At 65.4% G+C, this 15,585-nt stretch carries 16 protein-coding genes and 2 tRNA genes; 9 read left to right on the top strand and 9 right to left on the bottom strand.

Annotation, left to right across the window (positions count from 1 at the left end):
• Position 1: 1 nt before the first annotated feature.
• Positions 2–454 (top strand): globin, encoded by a 453-nt coding sequence (locus tag ACX80V_RS19115; RefSeq protein ID WP_485844480.1) that lies wholly within the window; start codon positions 2–4, stop codon positions 452–454.
• A 50-nt stretch (positions 455–504) separates the two neighbouring features.
• Here the strand turns inward: ACX80V_RS19115 and ACX80V_RS19120 are convergent, their stop codons facing one another.
• Positions 505–1,161, bottom strand: coding sequence for a DUF8185 domain-containing protein (locus ACX80V_RS19120; RefSeq protein WP_485844481.1), 657 nt, complete (start codon positions 1,159–1,161; stop codon positions 505–507).
• Positions 1,162–1,224: 63 nt separating this feature from the next.
• On the opposite strand from ACX80V_RS19120, the gene ACX80V_RS19125 reads away from it, so the two are divergent.
• Positions 1,225–2,205 (top strand): acyl-CoA thioesterase, encoded by a 981-nt coding sequence (locus ACX80V_RS19125; RefSeq protein ID WP_252599541.1) that lies wholly within the window; start codon positions 1,225–1,227, stop codon positions 2,203–2,205.
• Positions 2,206–2,307: 102 nt separating this feature from the next.
• On the opposite strand, the gene ettA is transcribed toward ACX80V_RS19125, so the two are convergent.
• From ettA to ACX80V_RS19140, 3 genes are all read right to left on the bottom strand, one after another.
• Complete coding sequence (gene ettA, locus ACX80V_RS19130) at positions 2,308–3,990, bottom strand: energy-dependent translational throttle protein EttA (protein WP_058932192.1); 1,683 nt, start codon at positions 3,988–3,990, stop codon at positions 2,308–2,310.
• Between the two features lie 46 nt (positions 3,991–4,036).
• Complete coding sequence (locus ACX80V_RS19135) at positions 4,037–4,600, bottom strand: DUF6993 domain-containing protein (RefSeq protein ID WP_485844482.1); 564 nt, start codon at positions 4,598–4,600, stop codon at positions 4,037–4,039.
• A gap of 108 nt (positions 4,601–4,708) precedes the next feature.
• The gene (locus ACX80V_RS19140; RefSeq protein ID WP_485844483.1) at positions 4,709–5,290 is read right to left on the bottom strand and encodes a single-stranded DNA-binding protein; all 582 of its coding nucleotides are present in this window, start codon (positions 5,288–5,290) and stop codon (positions 4,709–4,711) included.
• A 214-nt stretch (positions 5,291–5,504) separates the two neighbouring features.
• Here ACX80V_RS19140 and ACX80V_RS19145 point away from each other — a divergent pair.
• Positions 5,505–5,580: transfer RNA gene (locus ACX80V_RS19145), tRNA-Arg, on the top strand.
• Positions 5,581–5,690: 110 nt separating this feature from the next.
• Here the strand turns inward: ACX80V_RS19145 and ACX80V_RS19150 are convergent.
• Genes ACX80V_RS19150 through ACX80V_RS19160 form a run of 3 tightly spaced genes read right to left on the bottom strand, consistent with a single transcriptional unit; the run spans position 5,691 to position 8,928 of the window.
• A complete protein-coding gene (locus tag ACX80V_RS19150; protein ID WP_485844484.1) occupies positions 5,691–6,548 on the bottom strand; it encodes a sugar phosphate isomerase/epimerase family protein in 858 nt (285 codons plus the stop codon).
• Positions 6,545–7,759 (bottom strand): dihydrodipicolinate synthase family protein, encoded by a 1,215-nt coding sequence (locus ACX80V_RS19155; RefSeq protein ID WP_485844485.1) that lies wholly within the window; start codon positions 7,757–7,759, stop codon positions 6,545–6,547. The genes ACX80V_RS19150 and ACX80V_RS19155 overlap by 4 nt, the downstream gene beginning before the upstream one ends.
• A complete protein-coding gene (locus ACX80V_RS19160; protein WP_485844486.1) occupies positions 7,759–8,928 on the bottom strand; it encodes a Gfo/Idh/MocA family protein in 1,170 nt (389 codons plus the stop codon). The genes ACX80V_RS19155 and ACX80V_RS19160 overlap by 1 nt, the downstream gene beginning before the upstream one ends.
• A 178-nt stretch (positions 8,929–9,106) precedes the next feature.
• On the opposite strand from ACX80V_RS19160, the gene ACX80V_RS19165 reads away from it, so the two are divergent.
• Entirely contained in the window at positions 9,107–10,195 is a 1,089-nt protein-coding gene (locus tag ACX80V_RS19165) for a LacI family DNA-binding transcriptional regulator (RefSeq protein ID WP_485844487.1), read from the top strand.
• Positions 10,196–10,200: 5 nt separating this feature from the next.
• Positions 10,201–10,656, top strand: a complete 456-nt coding sequence (locus ACX80V_RS19170; protein WP_485844488.1) for a GNAT family N-acetyltransferase — start codon at positions 10,201–10,203, stop codon at positions 10,654–10,656.
• Here ACX80V_RS19170 and map read toward each other — a convergent pair.
• Positions 10,643–11,410 carry a type I methionyl aminopeptidase gene (map, locus tag ACX80V_RS19175; RefSeq protein WP_485844489.1) on the bottom strand — a complete coding sequence of 256 codons (768 nt, stop codon included), beginning with the start codon at positions 11,408–11,410 and terminating at the stop codon, positions 10,643–10,645. The genes ACX80V_RS19170 and map overlap by 14 nt on opposite strands.
• 140 nt (positions 11,411–11,550) lie before the next feature.
• Between map and ACX80V_RS19180 the strand changes: the two genes are divergently transcribed.
• Positions 11,551–12,327 (top strand): DNA alkylation repair protein, encoded by a 777-nt coding sequence (locus ACX80V_RS19180; protein WP_485844510.1) that lies wholly within the window; start codon positions 11,551–11,553, stop codon positions 12,325–12,327.
• Between the two features lie 15 nt (positions 12,328–12,342).
• Here ACX80V_RS19180 and mptB read toward each other — a convergent pair whose 3' ends face one another.
• A complete protein-coding gene (mptB, locus tag ACX80V_RS19185; protein WP_167349848.1) occupies positions 12,343–13,899 on the bottom strand; it encodes a polyprenol phosphomannose-dependent alpha 1,6 mannosyltransferase MptB in 1,557 nt (518 codons plus the stop codon).
• A 162-nt stretch (positions 13,900–14,061) separates the two neighbouring features.
• Between mptB and orn the strand changes: the two genes are divergently transcribed.
• From orn to def, 3 genes are all read left to right on the top strand, one after another.
• Positions 14,062–14,694 carry an oligoribonuclease gene (gene orn, locus ACX80V_RS19190; protein WP_485844490.1) on the top strand — a complete coding sequence of 211 codons (633 nt, stop codon included), beginning with the start codon at positions 14,062–14,064 and terminating at the stop codon, positions 14,692–14,694.
• Positions 14,695–14,823: 129 nt separating this feature from the next.
• A tRNA-His gene (locus tag ACX80V_RS19195) sits at positions 14,824–14,896 on the top strand.
• A 116-nt stretch (positions 14,897–15,012) separates the two neighbouring features.
• On the top strand, positions 15,013–15,585 hold the full coding sequence (gene def / locus ACX80V_RS19200; protein ID WP_485844491.1) for a peptide deformylase: 573 nt from the start codon (positions 15,013–15,015) through the stop codon (positions 15,583–15,585).

Below are 15,585 nucleotides of genomic sequence, written 5' to 3' on the forward strand. Positions count from 1 at the left end.
CATGACCTTACCCGCCGAGCCGCAGCAGCCACGCCAGCTTATGCAGAACGATCCCTTCAGCCAGCCCGGCTACACGGACAACTTCTACGACGCCGTGGGCGGACACAAGACGTTCGTCAAGCTGATCGATGTCTTTTACGACGGCGTAGCCACGGACCCGCTGTTGCGCCCGATGTACCCGGAGGAGGACCTCGAACCGGCCAAACGGCGGTTCCTGATGTTCCTGGAGCAGTACTGGGGCGGCCCCACCACGTACGGCGAGGAGCGCGGCCACCCGCGCCTGCGGATGCGCCACATACCGTTCCGGGTCACGCCGGAGGCCAAGGACCGCTGGCTGTTCCACATGCGGACCGCTGTCGATGCCCTGGAACTGCCACCCTTGTACGAGGGAACGCTCTGGGACTACATGGAACGCGCCGCGCTGTCCATGGTGAACAGCCCGTCGGAGGCCTGACGCGGCCTTCGGGCAGCGTATGGGCGCGTCCGACGGCGGCTGGCCGGGTTTTAGAGGCCGCTGCCGGTGCGTGCCAGGACGTGGCCGCGTGGACCACTGAGGCGGAACCAACGGCCCGCCCGGTACAGCTTCTGGTCAGCGTCTGCGAGGAATCCCAGGGTGAGGGCCGCGAAGGCGGCTCCTGCCGGAAGGCCGGAGTCATCAAGGGCCCGGCCCCACACGGCGGCGCGTGCGTTGTTGACGATCAGCGCCCCCGGCTGGGCGGGCATGATGCCCGCCACTTCGGTGATGCCGGCTTCGGCCGCGCGCCGGAGGTCGGCATCCGACAATGCACCCACCAGTTCCCAGCCGGTGCGCGGTGCGCCGACGCCTGTCCACGATTCGGTGACGGTGGACGGCGGAACCGGCAGCTCGACGTCGTCCTCCCCTGCCCTGGCAAGCCGGTCAAGGACGGCTGAGAGCGGTACCGTCACGTCAATCGCGGAAGGCTCCGCCAGCGCCATGGTGCGCAGGCCCAGGATGGTGGGGGTCGATTCGCCCAGCAGGCGGGGCCGCAGGATGCACACGTAGGCCGCGAGAACGGAACCTGCGGCCTGAAGCCGGATGGCGCCGTCGTCGACCGTTTTTGCACGGCTAGTGAACGTTCGCAGATCGGCGAGATCACGCGGGTCGGCGAACCGGAAGGACTTTGTAAGTAGGTCAGACACATTAAGAACACTACCGGCTGAAGCTTGGTTGAGCAGCGGCGGGGCGGCGTCTAGAGTCGATCCATGACTGAAGCCGAAACGGGACTGCTGGCGCCACCCAGCGGCGACCCCACCGAAACGCTCATCCAGCTCCTTGACCTTGGTGAGCTTGAGGGCGCCCGGACGGATGAGGACATCTTCCTTGGCCCATCGCAGCAGCAGCCCCGGCAGCGTGTGTTCGGCGGCCAGGTGCTGGCCCAGTCGCTGGTCGCTTCCATGAGGACCGTGGACCCGGAACGGTTTGTCCACTCCATGCATGGCTATTTCCTCCGGCCCGGCGACGCCAACAAGCCCATCACGTTCGGTGTCCAGCGCCTGCGTGACGGCCGGTCCTTTTCGGCGAGGCGTGTCCATGCCTACCAGGAAGGGGTGCCCATCCTTTCGATGATCGCGTCCTTCCAGGACCTGGACGAAGGCCTCGACCACGAATCCAAGATGCCCGCCGGCATTCCCGATCCTGAGTCGCTGCCGAGCACGGCCGATCTGCTGGGCAAGTTCGACCACCCCATCGCCCAGCACTGGGCTTACGAGCGGCCCTTTGATATCCGGCACGTTGACCCGCCGCTCTACGTTTCTGCCAAAGGCAAGAAGGAGGCCCGGAACGCCGTCTGGATGAAGACGTTCGGGCCCATGCCCGATGATTCAAACCTGCACCGGGCCGCCCTGGCCTACGCCAGCGACTACACGCTGCTGGAATCCATTCTGCGCCGCCACGGGCTGAGCTGGATCACGCCCGGCATGAGTGTCGCCAGCCTCGACCACGCCATGTGGTGGCACCGTCCCGCCCGCGTGGACGAATGGCTGCTCTACGTCCAGGAATCCCCCAGCGCCCAGGGAGCCCGCGGCCTCGCAACGGGCAAAATCTTCAACCGGGCCGGGCAGCACGTTGCCTCGGTGGCGCAGGAGGGCATGGTCCGGGTTCCCACCGACCTGAAAAACAAAGTAGTTGGCGCGTTCCAGTCCAAAGTCCTGGAGCACCAGATCCGCAAGGCCGGGCGGAACTGAGGCTGAGCGGGCTGACTAAGCCGGCTGGCAGAGCGGGCTGACTGGCTTCCGGCAGGCAGCAGAAAGGCCGGCACCCTGACGGGGTGCCGGCCTTCTTTGCGATCAGTCGCGGGTGAGGCGGCGGTGCGTCACGCGGTGCGGCTTGGCCGCATCGGGTCCGAGCCGCTCTACCTTGTTCTCCTCGTAGGATTCGAAGTTGCCCTCGAACCAGTACCACTTGGCGGGGTTTTCCTCGTCGCCTTCGTAGGCCAGGATGTGTGTGGCCACCCGGTCCAGGAACCAGCGGTCGTGCGATACCACCACGGCGCAGCCGGGGAACTCCAGCAGCGCGTTTTCAAGGCTGCTGAGCGTTTCGACGTCGAGGTCGTTAGTGGGTTCGTCAAGGAGCAGCAGGTTGCCACCCTGTTTGAGCGTCAGTGCAAGGTTGAGGCGGTTGCGCTCACCACCGGAGAGCACCCCGGCCTTCTTCTGCTGGTCCGGACCCTTGAAGCCGAAAGCGGCAACGTAGGCGCGGGACGGCATTTCGACCTGGCCCACCTGGATGTAATCGAGGCCGTCCGAAACAACTTCCCACAGGGTCTTGTTCGGGTCGATGCCGCCGCGGCTCTGGTCCGCGTAGGAGATCTTGACCGAATCGCCGATCTTCAGCTCGCCGCCGTCGAGCGGCTCCAGGCCAATAATGGTTTTGAACAGCGTGGACTTGCCCACGCCGTTGGGGCCGATGACGCCGACGATGCCGTTGCGGGGAAGCGTGAAGGACAGGCCGTCGATCAGGGTGCGGTCGTCAAAGCCCTTCTGCAGGTTCCTGGCTTCCAGGACCAGCCCGCCCAGGCGCGGGCCCGGCGGGATCTGGATCTCTTCGAAGTCAAGCTTGCGCGTGCGGTCAGCCTCGGCAGCCATCTCCTCGTAGCGGGCCAGACGGGCCTTGGATTTGGTCTGGCGGCCCTTGGCGTTGGAGCGTACCCACTCGAGTTCCTCGGTGAGGCGCTTGGCCTGCTTGGCGTCCTTTTTGCCCTGGACTTCCAGGCGGGCCCGCTTCTTCTCCAGGTACGTGGAGTAGTTGCCTTCGTAGGGGTACAGGTGGCCGCGGTCAACCTCGGCGATCCATTCCGCGACGTGGTCGAGGAAGTACCGGTCGTGGGTGACGGCCAGGACTGCGCCGGCGTAGCTGGAGAGGTGCTGTTCCAGCCACAGCACGCTCTCGGCGTCGAGGTGGTTGGTGGGCTCGTCCAGGAGCAGGAGGTCGGGCTTCTGCAGCAGGAGCTTGCAGAGGGCCACGCGGCGGCGCTCACCGCCGGAGAGCAGTGTCACGTCGGCGTCCGCGGGCGGGCAGCGGAGGGCGTCCATGGCCTGCTCGAGCTGGGAGTCGAGATCCCAGGCCTCAGCAGCGTCAATGGCTTCCTGCAGCTGACCCATTTCTTCGAGCAGGACGTCGAAGTCAGCGTCGGGGCTGGCCATTTCCTCGGAGATCTCGTTGAAGCGCTGGATCTTGCCGTAGATCTCGCCAACGCCTTCCTGGACGTTGCCCAGGACAGTCTTTTCCTCGTTCAGTGGCGGTTCCTGCAACAGGATCCCCACGGTGTAGCCGGGGCTGAGCCGGGCCTCACCGTTGGAGGGGATGTCCAGTCCGGCCATGATCTTCAGGATGGTGGACTTACCGGCACCGTTCGGGCCTACAACACCGATTTTGGCGCCCGGGAAGAACGACATGCTTACGTTGTCAAGAATGAGTTTTTCGCCAACTGCCTTGCGGGCATTGGTCATTGTGTAGATAAATTCCGCCATGGTTCCAAATCTAGTGGGTTGGCGGGCTTAACTCACATTCGAGGCGTCAGGCAGCCGCTCCCACGAAACACTTGCCGCTGGCCAGGACCGGCAGAACGATAACGGTGACCTTGCCATCGCGGACCTGTCCCACCACGCAGTCGGTGCCCTGCAACACAGCGGCCTCAATGGCATCAGCTTCCAGCCCGGTAGGAGTCCGGCTCGCCGACACTTCGAGCGCCGGCGGGGAAATCCCGGCGCCGGTCAGGGCATCTGTCACCTGGGCTGTGGCTGGCTTTGGTGTCCCCGCCGCCAGCTTCCCCAGCGCGTCCGTTACTGTCTGTTTCATCTCCACGATGGCCGGATCCTCCGCCGGGGGCGTGGCGGCCGGCTGGGTGGTTCCGGTGGTCGCCGGGTCCGAGGGGGTGGCCAGTTCGCCGGGCGTGGCAGCGCCCGTGCCTGTCGCCGTTGGGGAGCCGCCGGTGCAGGCTGCAAGCGCAAGCGCAAGAACCATCAGGAGGCTTCCGGCGAGCGCCGCGGGCGCCCGCCCCGCACGTGCCCCGAACCGCCGGGAACGGGTGGTCCGGCTGGTGATGGGGGTTGCCTGCCGGTTGTCCGTCGCGCGATTCATGCCGCCATTCTGCCACGCGGCCAAGCCTGGGACGGAACGGTCCCGGCGCGGGCGGACTTCCAACCCCGGGCCCGCCCGCGTCCCGTGCGGTATCCAGCGCCAGCACTTTCAGACGGTGGCTCCGGCGAGCTCGCCTGTTTCAGCGTCCACCGGAATGCGGTTGCCGTCTGCATCCTCGTGGAAGACTCCCAACGCTGCAGCGTCGTCGTCCGTGTGCTCCCCTTCTTCCGGGTCTCCGCCGTCCTCGTCAGGATCAGCGGGGACGACGCCGCTGCCCTCCGCTGACGCCTCCTGCCCTGCCGCGCCGTTGTCTGAGACGAGGTGCAGTCCGGTGTCGCTGGTACGGATGTAGTTGGCCGAACCACGCTTGAGGTCGTGACCCACGGAATCCGCATCGATTTCGGCCGAATGGTAGACCCGGCCGTCTTTCTCCCAGCTGCGCAGCTTGAGCCGGCCAACGACGATGACGCACTGGCCCTTTTTGATGCTGCAGGCCATGTTTCCGGCAAGCTGACGGTAGCCCTGGACGTTGAACCAGTTGGTGTGGCTGTCCACCCAGGTGCTGGTGGCCCGGTCAAAACGCCGCGCCGTTGAACCGAGGCGGAACGAGGCGGTGCCAACGCCGCCCGGAGTTGTGGAGGTCTTGATATCCGTGGCAACGAAGCCCCGGAATGTTTGGTAGTCAGTCATCTTCTTGTCCTGTCTCGAAAGGTAGCGCCTTAGCGGCAGAACCAGCTTCGCGCGGACGGCACCGGACCGCGAGGGACAACTTCGCGTATGTGCACAACCCCTGCCTGAAACCGCCCTGTTGAGGAGGAGTACGGCGGTGCGCGGTGCTGACGCTGCTGCGCGTCGGGGCAATGTAGACTTTTGATGCGCCGGATCTATGGTCGTGGCGCCACGTGCCCCAGTAGCTCAGGGGATAGAGCAGCGGCCTTCTAATCCGCCGGTCGGGGGTTCGATTCCCTCCTGGGGCACCATCGTGATGAATCGGGCCATCGTTATACGGATGCGCCATACAACGAAGAACACCCCCGGTCCTCGGACCGGGGGTGTTCTTCGTTGTGTGACTGGTGTGAAATTGCCGTTTTCAGGCGTACGGAAGAACCAGCTCCGCGTAGCGCTCCTTGACCGTGGAAAGGACCATATTGCCATCCGTGTCCCAGATCTCCTGATTGAAGATTTCGACTTCGATGTCGCCGGTGTACCCGGCGTCCCGGACCCACGTGCCAATGGTGGCGAAGTCAATGACGCCGTCGCCCATAAATCCTCGGGACAGCAGCGGATCAGCTGCGATCGGCATGTTGAAGTCACACACCTGGTAGGAGGCGATGCGCCCTTCCCTGCCGGCACGTTCAATCTGCGCCTTCAGTTCCGGGTCCCACCAGACATGGAAGGTGTCGACGGCGACGCCCACCGCGTGCGCATCAAACGGGGTTGCAAGATCCAGGGCCTGGCCCAGGGTCGAAATCACGGCGCGGTCCGCTGCGTACATGGGGTGCAGGGGTTCGAGCACCAGCCGGATGCCGTTCTCCGAGGCGAACGGGACAAGATCGGCGAGGCGGTCGGCAACGCGCTGGCGGGCTGCCACCACGTCCTTCTCCCCCGGCGCCAGGCCGCCGACCACCAGGAAGAGTTCCCCGGTGTCCAGCGCAGCCGCTTCGAGGACGGCCGCCCGGTTGTCCGCCAGCGCGGCGGCCTGGCCCTCAGCGTCAGCCGCTGTCAGGAAGCCGCCGCGGCACAAGGAGGAGACCCGGAGGCCCGCGTCCTTGATCAGCTTCGCGGCCTTGTCCAGCCCCGCTTCTTCAACCCGGTCGCGCCACGGGGCGATCGCGGGGATTCCGGCGCGGACACAGCCATCAACCACTTCGGCAAGCGTCAGCTTCTTGGTGGTGGCGCTGTTCAGGGAAAGCCGCGAAAAAGGGGACGGTTCTGAATTGGATGTCATACTGCCACTCCGTTGATGCGCAGGTAGTCGGACATTCGGAACGCGGCCAACGCCGGGTCCTTCAGCAGTCCTGCCTGGTCGGCGAGTTCAAACGTCTTCGCCAGGTGCACCACGGAGCGGCCCGAGTGCAGTCCACCCACCATCTGGAAACCGGGCTGCTTGCCGTTGAGCCAGGACATAAAGGCGATCCCGGTTTTGTAGTAGAACGTGGGAGCGCTGAAGATGTGCTTGCCCAGTTCCCGGGTGGAATCGAGGATGGCGCGCGCCTTGGCGGAGTCGCCGGCATCGTAGTGCTGCAGGGCGACGGAAGCTGCGGGGTAGATGGCAGCGAAGATGCCCAGCAGGGCGTCCGAGTGGTGGCTGCCGTCGCCGTCGATCAGTTCCGGGTAGTTGAAGTCGTCGCCGGTGTAGAGGCGGACGCCTTCCGGCAGGGCGGCGCGCAGGGCAACCTCATGCGAAGCGTCCAGCAGGGATACCTTCACGCCGTCCACCTTGTCGGCGTGCTCGCGGATCAGGGACAGGAACGTCTCGGTCGCGGCAGCGACGTCGTCCGAACCCCAGTATCCGGCCAGCGCGGGATCGAACATGGTCCCGAGCCAGTGCAGGATGACGGGCTGGTCCGCTTCCTGCAGCAGCGTCGAATAGACCTTCAGGTAGTCTTCCGGGCCAGTGGCCACGCGGGCCAGTGCCCTAGAGGCCATGAGGATGACCTTGGGTCCGGCTTCACTGACGACGGCGATCTGCTCGCGGTAGGCGTCCAGGACGGCGGCAAGACCTGCCTTGCCGGTGGGCAGTGTGGCGAGCTCCAGCTGGTCGGTGCCGGCACCGCACGAGACCAGGTCGCGGACGGTCTTCCCGGCGGTAGCGGGGCCACCGGCGGCGACCACCGAAGCGGCCTCCACACCGGTGCGCTTGATGAGCTGCTGGGTTGCGGCCCAGTCCAGGCCCATGCCGCGCTGGGCCGTGTCCATGGCATCCGCAACACCCAGGCCGTAGGACCAGAGTTCGTGCCGGTACGCCAGGGTGGCGTCCCAGTCGAGGCTGGCCGGGGCACCTGGCGTGTTGTCCGCCAGGACCTCGGGAATGACGTGGGCGGCCGCGTACGCGCGGCGCGACGTGAGCGGGGCGGTGGGGCGTGCCCACGACACGCCGCCCTGGAGGCGGTACTCGCGGGTGCCGCCGTCGTGGGTGGGAAGGATCAGGGAAGTCATCAGAGCGTGATCTCCGGGATGTCGATGGTGCGGCGTTCGTCGTTGGACTGCAGGCCAAGCTCGGCGAGCTGGACGCCGCGGGCGGCGGAGAGCAGGCCGAAGCGGTGCTCGCGGCCGGCCACCACGTCGCGCAGGAATTCTTCCCACTGCAGCTTGAAGCCGTTATCCAGCTCGGCGTTGGCGGGAACTTCCTGCCACTGGCTGCGGAAGGATTCCGTGACGGGCAGGTCCGGGTTCCAGACCGGCTTGGGAGTGTGGGCGCGCTGCTGGGCAACGCACTTATTCAGGCCGGCAACGGCGGAACCATGCGTGCCGTCGATCTGGAATTCCACAAGCTCGTCGCGGTAGACGCGGACAGCCCAGGAGGAGTTGATCTGGCCGATGACCGGCTCGCCTGCCGGCGTTTCGAGTTCGAAGATGCCGTAGGAGGCGTCGTCGGCGGTGGCCTTGTACTCCTTGCCTGCCTCGTCCCAGCGGGCCGGGATGTGGGTGGCGGTCTTGGCGTTGACGCTCTTGACCTTGCCGATGATGCCTTCGAGGACGTAGTTCCAGTGGCAGAACATGTCCGTGGTCATGCCGCCGCCGTCTTCCTTGCGGTAGTTCCAGGACGGTCGTTGCGCTGCCTGGACGTCGCCTTCGAAGACCCAGTAGCCGAATTCTCCGCGGATGGAGAGGATGCGGCCGAAGAAGCCTTCGTCCACCAGGCGGCGGAGCTTGACCAGGCCAGGGAGGTACAGCTTGTCGTGCACAACGCCGGCGGTGACGCCGGCTTCCTTGCCAATGCGGGCCAGCTCGATGGCTTCTTCCAGGGATTCCGCCGTGGGCTTCTCCGTGAAGATGTGCTTGCCGGCCAGCATGGCCTTCTTCAGGGTGGCGGCACGCAGGCTCGTCATGGACGCATCAAAGATGATGTCCACCGAAGGATCGTTGATCACGGCATCCAGGTCCGTGGTCCATTCGGCCACCTTGTGGAGCTCGGCCAGCTCGCGGATCTTGGCTTCATTGCGGCCTACCAGGATAGGTTCCACCTGGACTTTGGTGCCGTCCTCCAGCGTGAATCCCCCGGCGTCACGGATGGGAAGGATGGAACGCAGCAGGTGCTGGCGGTAACCCATCCGGCCGGTAATGCCGTTCATGGCGATACGGATCGTCTTTGTTTCGAAGCCCATGTGTCCTCCACGGTGTGTGAGCAGTGTTACTCAAACTGAATTGGGAAAGCGCATTCCCACTGCGTCCATCATGCACCGCTCCCCTTCGGGTTGGCAAGCGCTTTCCCAAAGTATCCTCAAACTGCCATACTGAAAGCGGCGCTAACGGCGCTGAAAGTCTGTATGAACGGGAGAAGTTGTGGCTGCAAGTACCCTCACCGAGGTGGCCCGGCTGGCGGGCGTGTCGCCGGCCACCGCCTCCCGCGTGCTGAACGGCTCCGCCCGGATACCCGGCAAGGATATTGCGGACCGGGTGCGCCAGGCTGCCGAATCCCTCGGCTACATTCCCAACGCCCAGGCGCAGGGGCTGGCTAAGTCCAGCTCCGGGCTGATCGGGCTGATCGTGCATGACATTGCCGATCCGTACTTCGCAGCCATTGCCCGCGGCGTCCAGGATGCCGCGAGGGAACAGCACAAGATGGTGCTGCTGGCCACCACCGAGGGCGCTCCGGACAGTGAGAAGGAAGCCGTGGCTGCCTTCGCCGCACGCCGCGCCGATTCCATCGTGATCGCAGGATCACGGACCTCCCGCACCGAGGACCTGGAAGGCAACACCGAACTCGCTGCGGAACTGGACCGATACTGCCGCAACGGCGGCCACGTGGGCGTGATCGGCCACGGGATTGTGGGGGCCGCGGCAGCGGACGGCTACCACGTGGTGAGTGTGCCCAATGAGGAGCTGGCCGCGCAGCTCGCAACTGAGCTGGCCGCGTCGCGGGAAGAAGACTTCGTCATCGTCGGCGGCCCGGAAGGGCTGTTCACCTCCGACGACCGGATCCGTGGGTTCCAGCGCGGCCTTGCCAGCGCCGGCCTGCCTGCCGCGGACGTCATCCGCACGGACTTCACCCGTACGGGCGGCTTCGAGGCCGGCCTCGGCCTGGCTGCACGGATCACTCCGTCCCAACCCGGGACGGAGACAAAACGGCTCTGCATCTTTGCCGTCAACGATGTTATGGCCATCGGGGCCGCCGCCGCGCTGCGCTCCCAGGGACTGCGGATCCCGCGCGACGCCGCCGTTGCCGGTTTCGACGATATTGAGACTCTGCGCGATTTCCGGCCGGCCCTCTCCACGGTGCACCTTCCCCTGGAGGAGATCGGACGGCAGGCCGCCAGCAGCGCAGCCGGCCCGTCCGCCGACGATGCCGGATCGCCCCCGATAACCGGCCAGGTCATACTCCGGCGCAGCACTGAGGTGGCACACCCGAGCAGCGCCGAGTCGGTGGCCTGACCAGCATGACGGACGGGCCCGCCCCCGGCGTCCTCGCCTTCGTCGACGGTCAGCCCGTGGGCTGGTGCGCCGTGGAGCCACGGACCTGTTATCCCCGAGTGCTTCGCTCCCGCATGCTTCGGCAAGCGGAGGAATCAGGGCCGCCCGATTCCGAAACAGCACCACCGGATGCGGCCGACAGCGTGTGGTCAGTGACCTGCTTGGTGGTCGCCGCCGGCCACCGCCGGAGCGGTGTGGCAGGCGCGCTGCTGCGCGCCGCCGTCGAGCATGCCCGGCTCAATGGTGCCGACGTTGTGGAAGGCTACCCGGTGGACCGCGAGCAGCGGCCCAAAGCGGGACCCGCAGACCTTTACCACGGCACGCTTAACCTCTTCCTGCGCGCCGGGTTCACCGTGGCCAGCAGCGCCGTTCCAGGGCGGGCCGTGGTGCGCCTGAGCCTCACCGGACCTAAGGGAGCGTAAGGATCAGCGGGCCATCGGCAGTGATGGCCACTGTGTGTTCGCTGTGGGCAGCCCGGCGGCCGTTGGCGGAACGCAGCGTCCATGCGTCGTCGTCCTGGTAGTAGTCGTCCTTGCGGCCCAGGATCAGCATGGGCTCGATGGCGATGACCAGCCCCTCGGTGAGCTTGATCCCGCGTCCCGGCCTGCCGTCGTTGGGCACCGGCGGTTCGGCGTGCATGGTGCGGCCGATCCCGTGGCCGCCATGGTCAGCCAGCAGACCGTAGCCCGCCCGCCGCGCGGCGCCGCCGATCGCGTAGGCAAGATCTCCCATTTTGTTGCCGATCCGGGCTGCCTCGATCCCACGGGCCAAGGCGGCAGCCGTAGCATCAATGAGGGCCTGGTCCACAGGATCGGGTGTTCCCACAATGAAACTGACGGCCGCATCGCCGCACCAGCCCTCCAGGAATGCCCCGCAATCCACGCTGAGCAGGTCACCGTCCTGGAGTTTGTAGCCGTCGGGGATTCCGTGGACCACAGCGTCGTTCACACTTGTACAGATCACGCCGGGAAAGGGAACTGCGGCCCAGCGCGGGTGGTAGTCCAGGAAGGCCGGTGTGGCTCCCGCCGTGGCAATCGTCTCGGCGGCCAGCGCATCGAGGTCACGCAGGGTGACACCCACTCCGGCGGCCTCACGCACCGCCGCCAGCGTATTGGCCACCACCCGCCCGGCTTCGCGCATGAGGGCAATCTGCTCGGGAGTCTTGATCATGGACATGCAGGGAACCTCCGACGTCGGGTGGCACGGTTCACGGGAACGTGCAGTTTGTCTGGTCCCACTCTAGAGCCGTCCCGCTGAGGATGGACCGGCCGACATCCAGGCCGCCGGCACCTCGCTAAAGTTGCACCATGGACCGAATGCCGCCGAATGACGAATCGCTGGACACGAACGCACCGGTCACGGAAGGTACGGCCACGGAGACTCCGAACCGCGAGTTGCTGGATGCCGTGCGCGCGGCGCTGCGGGAGCGGACTGACCCGGTGCGGGCCACTGGCGCGCAGGCGTATATGAAGTCCGCTCTGCCGTCACTGGGCGTCAGAGTCCCGGAAGTCAGGCGGCTGGCGCTGGCCGCTGCTTCCGTCCACCCCGTTATGTCGGCGGGCCAGTTGCGGGCCACGGTGCTGGAACTCTGGCGCGGCTCCACTGTACGCGAGGAACGCTATGCGGCCATTGACCTGACAAGCCTCCGGTTGGTGGCCCGTGACCAGCTGATGCTCCCCGTCTATGAGGAGATCATCCGCACCGGCGCGTGGTGGGATTTCGTGGATGGGGTGTCGCATCGTATCGGCGGGCTTCTTCAGGCCCACCGGCCCATGATGACCGAACTCCTGCTGGCCTGGAGCACGGACCAGGACTTCTGGATCCGGCGGTCGGCCATCACCTCGCAGTTGAAGGCCAAGGCCAGCACGGATCAGGACCTGCTGCGGGCTGTCATTGAGCCGAACCTGGCGGACCCGGAGTTTTTCATCCGGAAGGCCATTGGCTGGGCGCTTCGTGAATACGCCAAAACGGACCCGGAGTGGGTACACGATTTCGTGGTGGAAAAGGGCACGCGGTTGAGTCCGCTGTCCCGGAAGGAAGCCTTGCGGCATCTGGAACAGGGCACGACGGCGGGAATCACCGGCGCCGGATAACCGCGCCTGCGGAGACTAGATAACGGGGCGTTCGGTCACCGGTTCGGCCGACTTCCGGAAAAGCCTTTTGGTGTCCGGATCCATGAAGATCAGGTACATGGCAAAAAGCAGGCCGGTAATCGCCGCCGCGAAGCGGGCCAGGACCAGGGCAAGTCCCAGGTCCTCGGTCTGGAGGTAGGGAAATACCTCCAGCTGGTCAGAAATGGCGTAGATCATGAAGAACGACACGATGAAATAGAGGGCCTTGACCTGCCAGTCATTGCGGATGCCTGTCACCGCGAACAGCGGGATGAGCCACACCACGTACCAGGCCTGGATCATCGGCGCCAGCACCACAATGGCCGCAAAGCCCAAGGTGAGGCGGCGGATCAGCCGCTCATGCTCACCCCTGAATATCTGGAAGGCGACGATGCCTACGGCAAGTATTTTGCCGGCGTCGAACACCCAGTCGGCGAGCGTCCACCCGTCGAGGCCGAAGGCGTTCGAAACGGAAGCGACCATCAGCCCCACCAAGCCCACCGGCGCGTACCAAATGAAGAGGCTGCCAGGGGCGGACAGCCCATTGATCCAGCCGAAGCCGAACCCGTTGACGAGGCTCAGGCCGTACAGAATGGCCAGGCTCAGCCCTCCGGTCAGTCCCCAGAACAGGAATTTCCGCGGCCAGCCGGCGTTCTTGCCTGCCCAGATCAGGCCGATGAACGGCAGGAAAACGATGGTGATGGGCTTGACGGCGATGGAAAGGGTGACGAGGACTATGCCCAGCACCACGCGCCTGGTGGCCGCGTAGTACAGCCCGGCAAGGGCCAACCCGATCATGAGGGCATCGTTGTGGACGCTGGCGATGAAGTTGGTGAGGAACAGGGGGTTGGCCGCGGTGAGCCACAAGGCGCGGTGCGGATTGACGCCGTGAAGCTCGGCCAGCTTGGGCACGTAGATGACACAGAGGACCACACCAAACAGCGCCACGAGCCTGAAAAGCATCACGCTGGCCTCGGGCTGGACGTTGGTGGACCAGACCACAAACTGCTCGATCCACAGGAACAGCTGGCCGTACGGCACGGGAGCTTCAGTCCACTGTTTGTCGGCGCCAAGCTGGAAATAGTTGGACAACGCCGAGATGCCGTTCTCGTAGGGGTTGAACCCCTCCACCATCAGCCTGCCCTGACCAATGTAGGCATACACGTCGCGGCTGAAGAGCGGGACGGTGAACATCAACGGCAGGCCCCATGCTGCGATGGCCTGCAGCGTTGCCTTTCGCGCCGCCGGCCCCCATACGCGGACCCGCTGGCCGAGCCTCAGCCAGGAGCGGACCAGGAGCATGCCGCCTACCGCAACCAGCACGATGGCCAGGGCAACGCCGATGGCCTCCGTCCGCATCCAGATAAAGATCGGTACGCGGCGGAGTTCGGAAACGGGAGCCAGCCAGCCGACGCCGAGGGATCCGAACACCATAAGGACCGAGCCGACAAGACCGGCAAGGATGGGGGACCTGGCGTTATCCACTTCTGCCGCACCGGGCTCCGGGATCACGCTGGCCGCCATCTCCCCCGTTGCAGGCACAGGCGCCGTCATCTCAGGATCGTCCAATCTCTTTACACTCGGCGCTTCAGTCCGGCGGGCGGCGGTGGCCGCCCGGGCCGCGCAGACACAGCACAGCGGCAAAATCCTCGCCCCCATGTACCCGAAATCCTAGCATCGGACGGTTGCGCCGGAGCTAAACGGTAGGCTGGTCCGGTGCCTATATCTAACGAACGCATCGTCTGGATCGACTGCGAAATGACCGGCCTGGACATCAAGAACGACGCCCTGATCGAGGTGGCGGCGCTGGTGACGGACTCAGAGCTCAACATTCTCGGCGACGGTGTGGACGTGGTGATCAAGCCTGAGGATGCTGCCCTCGCCCAGATGAACGACTTCGTGAGGGACATGCACACCCGGTCCGGGCTGCTCAAGGAACTGCCTCACGGCAAGACCATGGCCGAGGCCGAAGCCGCCGTGATGGAATACATCGAAAAGTGGGTGCCGGACCCGCGCAAGGCACCGCTGGGCGGCAACTCCGTAGGGACCGACCGCGTCTTCCTATCCCGCGACATGCCGGCCGTTGTGGAGCACCTGCATTACCGCGTGATCGACGTGAGCACCATTAAGGAACTCTCCCGCCGCTGGTTCGCCCGGGCTTACTTCCAGTCCCCCGCCAAGAAGGGCGGCCACCGCGCCCTGGGTGACATCCAGGATTCCATCGACGAGCTCCGCTACTACCGCGAGGCGGTTTTCGTTCCGGCTCCGGGGCCTGACAGCGCCACGGCCCGCGAAGTCGCCCAGCGCATCACTGCCTCGCCGGGCACAGCACGTATTCCGAAAGAGTAATCTGCGCCACGTTTGGCGGAAATTTTCGCAAAAACCCCAAAAGTGGCGCAAGCACCCTCAAACAGCAGGTAAGCTATTTGAGTTGCCTTTCCAGAGCACCGGACTACCGGGAAATCTGTAGGGCACATGGTGGGCTTAGCTCAGTTGGCAGAGCGCCTGGTTGTGGTCCAGGAGGTCGCGGGTTCAACCCCCGTAGCTCACCCTCATAGGGCGGCAGTAAAAGCCGTCCATTTGGAGGCCGTACCGGATATCCGGTACGGCCTCCATTTTTTTGCATAACCGCCGGCGCCACGCCGCACGCACGAAGGGCCGCCTGACATGACAGTTCTGCCAATCACCGTCTGGGGTGAACCGGTGCTGCACCGCCGCGCCGCCGAGGTGGAGGTTTTCGACGACGAACTGCGCACCCTGATCGCGGACATGTTTGAAACCAACGACGCCGCCAACGGCGTGGGCCTGGCGGCGCCGCAGGTTGGTGTGGGCAAAAGAATCTTTGTGTACAAGTACACCAACGACGACGGCGCTCCGCCCATCGGCGTCCTGGTAAACCCGGTACTGACCCTGTCCAAGATCTCTGGCGCACTGCCGGACCCCGAGGAAGAGGAAGAGGGCTGCCTCTCCTTCCCCGGCGGCGCATACCCGCTCAAGCGTGCGGAGTGGGCGCGGGTGGAAGGATTTGACGGCCATGGGCAGCCTGTGGAGTTCGAAGCGACCGGATGGTTCGCACGGGTCATCCAGCACGAATACGACCACCTCGACGGAAAGCTCTACGTCAACCGGCTGATGGACCGCTATGCACGGAAGGCCATGAAACTGGCCAAGAAGAGCGGCTGGGGTGTGCCCGGCCTGACCTGGATGCCCGGCGTGGATCCGGACCCGTTCGGCCACTGA

This window comes from Pseudarthrobacter arbutini (assembly GCF_054510915.1).

Coding starts and splice junctions, on each gene's coding strand:
- ACX80V_RS19115 (WP_485844480.1), top strand. CDS start 2: ATGACCTTACCCGCCGAGCCGCAGCAGCCACGCCAGCTTATGCAGAAC.
- ACX80V_RS19125 (WP_252599541.1), top strand. CDS start 1,225: ATGACTGAAGCCGAAACGGGACTGCTGGCGCCACCCAGCGGCGACCCC.
- ettA (WP_058932192.1), bottom strand. CDS start 3,990: ATGGCGGAATTTATCTACACAATGACCAATGCCCGCAAGGCAGTTGGC.
- ACX80V_RS19135 (WP_485844482.1), bottom strand. CDS start 4,600: ATGAATCGCGCGACGGACAACCGGCAGGCAACCCCCATCACCAGCCGG.
- ACX80V_RS19140 (WP_485844483.1), bottom strand. CDS start 5,290: ATGACTGACTACCAAACATTCCGGGGCTTCGTTGCCACGGATATCAAG.
- ACX80V_RS19150 (WP_485844484.1), bottom strand. CDS start 6,548: ATGACATCCAATTCAGAACCGTCCCCTTTTTCGCGGCTTTCCCTGAAC.
- ACX80V_RS19155 (WP_485844485.1), bottom strand. CDS start 7,759: ATGACTTCCCTGATCCTTCCCACCCACGACGGCGGCACCCGCGAGTAC.
- ACX80V_RS19160 (WP_485844486.1), bottom strand. CDS start 8,928: ATGGGCTTCGAAACAAAGACGATCCGTATCGCCATGAACGGCATTACC.
- ACX80V_RS19170 (WP_485844488.1), top strand. CDS start 10,201: ATGACGGACGGGCCCGCCCCCGGCGTCCTCGCCTTCGTCGACGGTCAG.
- map (WP_485844489.1), bottom strand. CDS start 11,410: ATGTCCATGATCAAGACTCCCGAGCAGATTGCCCTCATGCGCGAAGCC.
- ACX80V_RS19180 (WP_485844510.1), top strand. CDS start 11,551: ATGCCGCCGAATGACGAATCGCTGGACACGAACGCACCGGTCACGGAA.
- mptB (WP_167349848.1), bottom strand. CDS start 13,899: ATGACGGCGCCTGTGCCTGCAACGGGGGAGATGGCGGCCAGCGTGATC.
- def (WP_485844491.1), top strand. CDS start 15,013: ATGACAGTTCTGCCAATCACCGTCTGGGGTGAACCGGTGCTGCACCGC.